This window comes from Mailhella sp. (genome assembly GCF_057866825.1).
On the sequence record NZ_DBMAHT010000091.1, the window covers coordinates 1 to 8,437 of the forward strand.

An 8,437-nucleotide genomic window follows, 5' to 3' on the forward strand; every position below is an offset into this window, starting at 1 on the left:
CTCCGTTCGGCACGCCCGCCCCCACGGCTTTTTTCCCCGCGCTCTGCACTTCTCTCATCCTTCATAGCCCCGGTGCCTCACGCCTCCGGCAATCTCTCCCGTGCTTCTCCCCCTCTCTGCCTCAGCGTTCCGTCGTGCCGGACAAGTCGGGCTTCATTCCTCCAAGTCCCCCGCCCACGACGTTCCCCGATGAATACAGCCGAAGCGCGGGCCCTCGGCCTCCGCATTTCCGGAGTTCCCCGCCCTCGCGTTTTCTTCTCTGTCTCCCCTCCCCCGCTCTTCCCCGCCGCAGGGTACAAAAAAAAGCCGGGGAACGACCCCGGCCCGTTGTTTTCTGCAAAGTGCAGTCTCACACGTCCATGACCGACGTGCCGCGGCGCACTTCGAGCACATGATCGATGGCGCGCAGCTTGTCGATGGTCTGGTAGAGATGCACGGCATCGCGCACTTCCACGGTGAAATCCATCTGGGAGCGGCCGTCCACCGTGGATTTGATCTGCAGCGCGTTGATGTTGACGTCCTGCTGCACGAACACAAGGCTGATCTTGGCCAGAAGACCCTTCTCGTTGAGACCGAGAATGCTGATTTCCGCCGGGAAGGGCTTGCTCTCCTCGTTGTTCCAGGTCACGGAAATGAGGCGTTCCGATTCCAAATTCTGAAGATGCGGGCAGTTCGCCGTATGCACGATGACGCCGCGGCCGCGGCTGATGAAGCCCACCACCTGATCGCCGGGCACGGGCTTGCAGCACTTGGCAAAGTGAATGAGCGTGTCCTCGATGCCCTTGATGGTGATGCCGTCGGAAGGCTTCTTGGCTGCGCCTTCCGGCTTGGCGGCTGCGCTCTCCTGCACGAGCTCGTGCTTGGGCGTGAGCAGGGTGAGCAGACGCTGCAGCACCTTGCGCGGGGTAAGACGTCCCGTGCCCACGGCCGCAAAAAGATCGTCCAGCGCGCTGAGCGAAAACTCCGGCACCACGAGCTGCAAACGTCCGTCCTTGGCGGCCTTGGTCACGTTGAAGTCCATCTTGCGGCCTTCCTTTTCCAAGAGTTCCCTGCCGAGGGCCACGGCGGCCACGCGCTCCTCGGTGCGCAGATAATGCTGAATGCGGCTTCGGGCCTTGGACGTCTTCACCATCTTGAGCCAGTCGCGGTGCGGATGCCGGTTCTTGTCGGTGATGATCTCCACCATGTCGCCGTTCTTCAGCGGCGTGGCGAAGGGTTCGAGCTTGCCGTTGATCTTCGCGCCCACGCAGTGCGCGCCCACGTCGGAGTGAATGAGGAAGGCGAAGTCAAGAGAGGTCGCGCCCTTGGGAAGCTGCTTCACCGCGCCCTTGGGGGTGAACACGTAAATTTCGTCGTTGAAGAGATCCATGCGCAGCGAGCTCATGAACTCGCGGGAATCCGTCTCGTCGCGCTGGCGCTCCATAAGATCGCGCAGCCACTGGAACTGCGGCATGTCCTGCATGGCGATGGCGTGATTGCGCTCCTTGTACATCCAGTGCGCGGCCACGCCGTGTTCGGCCATGTTGTTCATCTCTTCGGTGCGAATCTGAATTTCGATGCGTTCGCCTTCCGGCCCGATCACCGTGGTGTGCAGCGACTGGTAGCCGTTGGCCTTGGGCATGGAAATGTAGTCCTTGAAGCGGCCGGGCACGGGTTTCCAGAGCACGTGTACCAGACCGAGCATGGCGTAGCAGTCGCGCAGATCGTTCACGATGACGCGGAAGGCGATGATGTCGTGCATCTCGTCGAGGGGCGTTTTCTGCGCCATCATCTTGCGATAGATGCTGTAGGTCTGCTTGATGCGGCCGAAAACGCGTCCGTTGATGCGGTTTTCGGTCATGATGGCCTCGATCTTCGCGATGACCTTGGAAATGAGCTGACGCTCGACTATCTGGTTGTCCTTGAGCCAGGTGGTGATTTCGGCGTAGGCGTCGGGCTGGAGATAGCGGAAGCTCAGATCCTCCAGCTTCTGCTTGAAAAGGTGCAGACCGAGGCGGTTGGCGAGCGGCGCGTAGATGTCCATGGTTTCCTGGGCGATGCGCTGCTGCTTGTAGGGCTTCTGGAACTCCAGCGTGCTCATGTTGTGCAGGCGGTCGGCCAGCTTGACCACAGGAACGCGGATGTCGTGCGCCATGGAAAGGATCATCTTGCGGATGTTTTCCGCCTGCGCCTCTTCCTTGGTGTCGAAGGTCATCATGTTGATCTTGGTCACGCCGTCCACGATGTCGGCCACCTGTTCGCCGAACAGCTCGTCGAGCTCGTCGATGGAGGAATCGGTGTCTTCCACGGTGTCGTGCAGCAGGCCCGCGGCCACGGTGTGCTCGTCGAAGCCCATTTTGGCCAGCGTGAGCGCCACCGAAGCAGGATGCAGAATGTACGGATCGCCGGAAAGTCGAAGCTGTCCGGCGTGGGCGGCGGAAGCGTAGTCGTAGGCGCGGCGCACCATGGCCACGTCGGCGTCGGGACAGTGCTTGACAAGCTCCTCCACAATGCTGTCGGCCGAAGGAATCTTCGAGGCCGGAGAGCTCGCCCCCGTGACGGGAGAGACCACCATGGAAACGTTTTCCTGTGGATGAACGTCTTTCTGCCGGGTCTCGCCCGCTTCCGCTGCCGTCTGAAGAATGGAAGTCTGACTCATAAGAACCTGCTATTGCTGGAGCGCTCTGGGAACCCACCACCGGTCAAAATTGTAGGTAATGCCCGCCGGAGCTGGTTGAATGCCCTGGAACCTCGCCTGAACCATGGGCAGAGAATACGGCACATAAAGAAAAAGGTACGGCTGCTCCTCGTGAAGTATTTCCTGAAATCTGTCATAAATGGCCTTCCGCTGCTCTCTGTCGGCGAGGGCGCGGCCCTTTTCCAGAAGTCTGTCCACCTCCTCGTTGCAGAAGCTCACGAAATTGAGCCCGTGCCCCTCGGCGGCGGAGGAATGCCACACGTCGTAAATGTCCGGATCGTCAAGAATGTTCCACGCCAGAATCAGGGCGTCGAACTTTCTCGTGTCGACGAACTCCTTCAGGAAGGCGGCCCATTCCACCGTGCGGATGGAGACCTTCACGCCGACGGCCCGGAACATCTGCTGAAGAATGACGGCGACCTTGATGCGCTCGTTGTTTCCCTGGTTCACCAGTATGGTGAACTCGAAGGGCAGGCCGTCCTTCTCCAGAATTCCGTCCTTTCCCATCGTCCACCCCGCCTCGGCAAGCAGGCGGCGCGCACGCTCAGGGTCATAATCATACGCCTTGAGCGCCGTGTTGTACACCCATGTTCCGGGCTTGTAGGGGCCGAACGCGGGCTCTCCCATGCCCAGAAGCGCTCCCTTGATGATGCCCTTTCTGTCGATGGCGTAGGAAAGGGCCTGACGCACCTTCTTGTCCTTGAAGAAGGGGCTTTTCTGATTCAGTCCGAGATACGTGTAGCCGGAAGCAAGATACTTGTACTTGCGCCAGTTTTTTTCCCACCATTCGCCCTGGGTCTGACGCAGATACTGCTGCGGGGAAAGCCCCACGAAATCGAGCTTGCCGGCGCGGGCTTCGAGAAACATGGTGGTGCTGTCGGGAATGATGCGGTAGATCACCTCGTCGAGGTAGGGGCGGCCCTTGAAATAGCGGTCGTTGGCCTCAAGCACGATGCGGCTGCCCGGCTCCCACGACTTGAGCTTGAACGGCCCGGCGCCTATGGGATTTCTCGCGTAGCGCGTGGAGGCGATGTTCTCGTGCTCCAGAATGTGCCTGGGCAGAATGGGATGCATCCAGGTGATGGCCGCGCGGGCGTAGGGAGCGTCGTAGCGCACCTCGAAGGACAGAGGTCCGGTCTGGCGGTATTCCTTCACGTTGAGGAAGTCTGCGGCGTAGGCGGTGGGCGTTTTCGGATCCGTCATGAGCTTGTAGGTGAAGGTGACGTCGTCGGCCGTGAGCGGATGCCCGTCCTGCCAGACCAGCCCTTTCTTCAGGCGAAAGCGCATGAAAAGTCCGCCCTCGAGCACTTCCCACTCTTCGGCGGCGCATTTTATGATATTGAAATCCTTGTCGTATTCCAGCGGCGACGTGTAAAGCAGGCCCGCCACCTCGGCCGAAGCGGAATCGGACGCCAGGTAGGGAATAAGGTTGGAGGGCTCGCCGATGCTGCCCATGAGAATGCTGCCGCCGTACTCGGGCTGCGCCGGCAGAGAAAATTTTTCCTCGGCCGCGCCGCAGAGACGGACAAAAAACGTCATGCAGAGCAAAAACGTTGCGGCAAGCCGCAGCGCGGAGGAAAAATACCCCCCTGTTTCAGTGCAACATTGCGCCGAAACAGGGAAAAACAACCCGGGACAATGCGGGAAATATAACTTTTTTTTCATGAAAAAAGCCTAGCACAGTTCACTTCTCTTGAAAACTGGGATATTATCGTATAATCCTAGAAGGCAATGGTCGGTATCGCCTTTTTTTGCTCAGGATTTCCGCTTCCGTCGATTTCCCTTCCGACCGTGCCGCACAAGGGTCAGCCTTTGTCCATACTTTCTGTCATTTGAGGTCTGTTGCCATGAACCGACGCGAGGAAATCGCCGCCCGTGGGCTTGCCGAAAACTTCATTCAGAACACCATTCCCGAATATATTACGGAATACGGTCGCGCCATTGAAGCGGAAGGCAATCTCAGCAAATTCACCCTGCGCTTTGAAAACGACGTATGGACGGTGGAAAGCACCGTTCAGGGGGAAGATTTCGAGGCCTACAGCCCGGTGGTCCACATCAATCTTGCCGAACAGCGGGTCGATTCCATGTGCAACTGCATGGAAGCCTTCAACGGTCCCTGTCGTCACGTCGCCGCCACGGCCATACACTTCATCAACTCTCTGGACATCTCCGAAGGCAAGGCCGATCCTGCGCCCGCGCCCCGCGAAGACTGGCGGCAGAGCTTCCGTCACTTCTTCGGCGGCACCTTCGAGCCCGAAACGGGGCGTCACTATTTTCTGTTCCGCTTCTTCCCGGAACCGGGACGCCTGTCCGTGGAATTCTTCCGCGCCCGTCAGAACAAGACCGGCCTTTCCTCCGTGCGTCAGGAAGTGACGCTCGATCAGATTCTACGCAATCCCGAATGGTGCGAACATTCGCCGGAACTGCCCGTGGTCTGCCGTCAGATCGCCCAGTATCTCGACTACTACGGCCACCGCGTGGAAATTCCCGACGGGCTGCTTTCCTGGTTCTTCTGGGCTATACGCAAGGAAGACTATCTCTACTGGAAGGACACCGAAATTCCCTGCCGCATCGAAAGCTCTCCCATGGCGCTCAAGCTGCGCCCCTCGCTCGACGACGACGGCCTGCGCTTCGACGTGCTGCTTCAGCGCGAGGGCAAGAAGCCGTTTTCCATCATCGACGAAGAGCCCGACGAGAGCGGCGACATTCCCGCGCCCGCGCATGAAGGGGCCACGTTCCACGGCCAGATGCCCCTGTGGGTGTGCTGGAATCAGGGCTTCTATCCGGTGCAGACCTGCCTGAACCATCACGTCATTCAGGCGCTGGTGCACAAGGGTCCGGTCATTCCTCAGGAAGACATTCCCGAATTTCTCGACAGGGTGTGGACGCGCCTGCCCGCCTCGGAACTCTACGAGCAGGACGAATTCCTCAAGATCATGGAACCCGTGTTCCAGCCTGCCACGTACAATCCGAAGCTCTTCCTCGACGAAGAAGGCAGCCTGCTCACCCTCGAAGTGCAGAATATCTACGAAACCCTGCACGGCGAATTCACCCTGCCCGGCCCGAACCCCGATTTCCAGACCGGCAGCTACGTCTATGAAGGCAAGACCTTCCTCGTGCGCCGCAATCAGGTGGAGGAAAACGCCCTCATCACGCAGCTTTCCGACATGCGCTTCCAGCCGAGAAGCAGCCGCCTGTGGTTCATGGAGCCCGAAGAAGCCATTTCCTTCCTGCTCGACTCCTACCCCACCCTGCTGGAAAACTGGCGCGTGTACGGCGAAGCCACACTCTCGCGCTACAAGGTGCGCGCCTCCACGCCGGTCATCAACGCGAGCGTGGAAAGCAACGAAAAGGAAAAGTGGTTCTCCCTCGACATTTCGGTGGATTACGACGGCCAGAATCTGCCGCTCGACCGCATCTGGAAGGCCTGGCTCAAGGGCAAGCGCTACGTGCAGCTCAAGGACGGCTCCTACACGAGCCTGCCCGAATCGTGGCTGGAAAAGCTGGCCCACAAGCTACAGGCCCTCGGCTTCGACCCCACCAAGCCGCCCAAGCGCCAGTTCAAGCAGTTTGAAGCCCCCGTGCTCGACAACCTGCTCGACGACCTGCCCAATGCGGAAACCGACTCCTTCTGGAACTCGCTGCGTGAGAAGGTGCGGAACTTCACCGAGGTGGAGCCCGTCAGCACGCCCAAGGGCCTGAACGCCACCCTCCGCAACTACCAGCTGCAGGGCGTTTCGTACCTGAATTTCCTCAGCGAGTACGGGTTCGGCGGCATCCTCGCGGACGAAATGGGCCTCGGCAAGACCATCCAGACCCTGTCGTTCATCCAGCATATGGTCAACCACGGGCATGAAGGCCCGAACCTCATCGTGGTGCCCACGTCCGTGCTGCCCAACTGGGAACGCGAATCCGAAAAGTTCGTGCCCCACCTCAAGCGGCTGATCATCTACGGGACGCGCCGCGAAGGGATGTTCCGCAAGGTCGCGGATTCCGACATCGTGGTGACGACCTACGCCCTGCTCCGCCGTGACCTTGAGGAGCTGGAAAAGCACTACTTCAACTCGATCATCCTTGACGAAGCGCAGAACATCAAGAACCCGAACACCATCACGGCCCGCTCGGTACGCGCCATCAAGGCCCGGATGCGGCTGTGCCTGTCCGGTACGCCCATCGAAAACAACCTGTTCGAGCTGTGGTCGCTGTTCGAGTTCCTGATGCCCGGCTTCCTCGGTTCGCAGCACGCGTTCCAGCGCGGCGTGGTCAAGCCCATCCGCGACGGCGACGGCGAAAGCCTCGAATACCTGCGTTCCCGCGTGAAGCCGTTCATCCTGCGGCGCACCAAGGCCGAAGTGGCCAAGGATCTGCCGCCGAAGATCGAGAACGTGACGTACTGCAACATGACGGACGAGCAGGCCGAACTCTATTCGGCCCTGACCCGGAAGCTCCGCGATCAGGTGCTGGCCGACGTCGAAAGCAAGGGCATGGCCAAGAGCCAGATGTCCATCCTCGACGCGCTGCTCAAGCTGCGCCAGATCTGCTGCCACCCGCGCCTGCTCAAGGTGGACATGCCCGGCTTCTCCACCGGGAGCCTGCCCTCCGGCAAGTTCGAGGCCTTCAAGGATATGATCTTCGATGTGGTGGAAGGCGGCCACAAGGTGCTGGTCTTCTCGCAGTTCGTGCAGATGCTGCAGATCATCCGCGGCTGGCTCCAGTTGACGGACATCCCCTTCTGCTATCTGGACGGTACCAGCAAGGATCGCCTCGATCAGGTGGATCGCTTCAACAACAGCCTGTACATCCCGATCTTCCTCATCTCCCTGAAGGCGGGCGGCACGGGCATCAACCTGACCTCAGCGGACTACGTCATCCATTACGATCCGTGGTGGAACCCCGCCGTGGAAAGCCAGGCCACCGACCGCACGCACCGCATCGGCCAGACGCGTCAGGTGTTCTCCTACAAGCTGATCTGCCAGAACACCGTGGAAGAAAAGATCCTCAAGCTTCAGGAAATGAAGCGCGGCGTTGCCGAGGCCGTCATCCCCGGTCAGGACACATGGAAGTCCCTCACCAAGGAAGACCTCGAAATGTTGTTTGAGGTTTAGAAACGATTGGAGGGGGCGGGGGAAACTTTCTGGAGAAAGTTTCCCCCGCCCCCTCCAAACCTCCCCCGCCCCCTTCAAAGACTTTCCCCTTTATTGAATCCCTCTTCACTTTTTTCCTGTGCAATATGGGGCTGCCGTTTCCATCCGGCGACATTGCAGGGTAATGCGGGAGGCGCAGACAACGGCGGAATATCGCAGGGCTATCCCTGCGGCTCCTAAATCGTGTCGTCAATCAGATATAATCTATTAAAATTATTTTAAATAACTACATACAAATAACACGGCCCAATGCTGTTCAAGCCGCTTCAAAAGGTTATCCGAAGCATCAAAGAAGGCCCTGTCATGGCATATGGATGTGTTATTTCCGCAGCATGTTGAAAAGTATAGGCTTTTTATCCAATTTTTCCGCTGATAGGCTCCATGATTGGGGCATTTTATGAGTTATTCCTTTGGAATTTCAAGAAATAACGCCTCAGGCGCTTCCTATGGCACAGCCTCAAAGAAAGCCGTGTACGATAAACGGTTGATCTCTTGCTTCTTGAAGTCCCCAATGGGGGCCAACAAAATGCCCTGAACAGGGTTCGCTGGCGGAACTGCTGGAGCGAGCTGATTTTCACCATACTGGGGAAATGAAGCTGTCATATTTCGCTATGGG

At 58.9% G+C, this 8,437-nt stretch carries 3 protein-coding genes; 1 reads left to right on the top strand and 2 read right to left on the bottom strand.

The features are described from left to right. Positions 1-349: 349 nt before the first annotated feature. Together ACZM96_RS08190 and ACZM96_RS08195 are read right to left on the bottom strand one after the other, a co-directional pair. A complete protein-coding gene (locus ACZM96_RS08190; protein WP_489488455.1) occupies positions 350-2,638 on the bottom strand; it encodes a RelA/SpoT family protein in 2,289 nt (762 codons plus the stop codon). A 9-nt stretch (positions 2,639-2,647) separates the two neighbouring features. Continuing rightward, entirely contained in the window at positions 2,648-4,216 is a 1,569-nt protein-coding gene (locus tag ACZM96_RS08195) for a peptide-binding protein (RefSeq protein WP_489488457.1), read from the bottom strand. A 308-nt stretch (positions 4,217-4,524) separates the two neighbouring features. Here ACZM96_RS08195 and ACZM96_RS08200 point away from each other — a divergent pair, with 308 nt between their 5' ends. Continuing rightward, entirely contained in the window at positions 4,525-7,782 is a 3,258-nt protein-coding gene (locus tag ACZM96_RS08200) for a DEAD/DEAH box helicase (protein ID WP_489488458.1), read from the top strand. Positions 7,783-8,437: the final 655 nt, after the last annotated feature.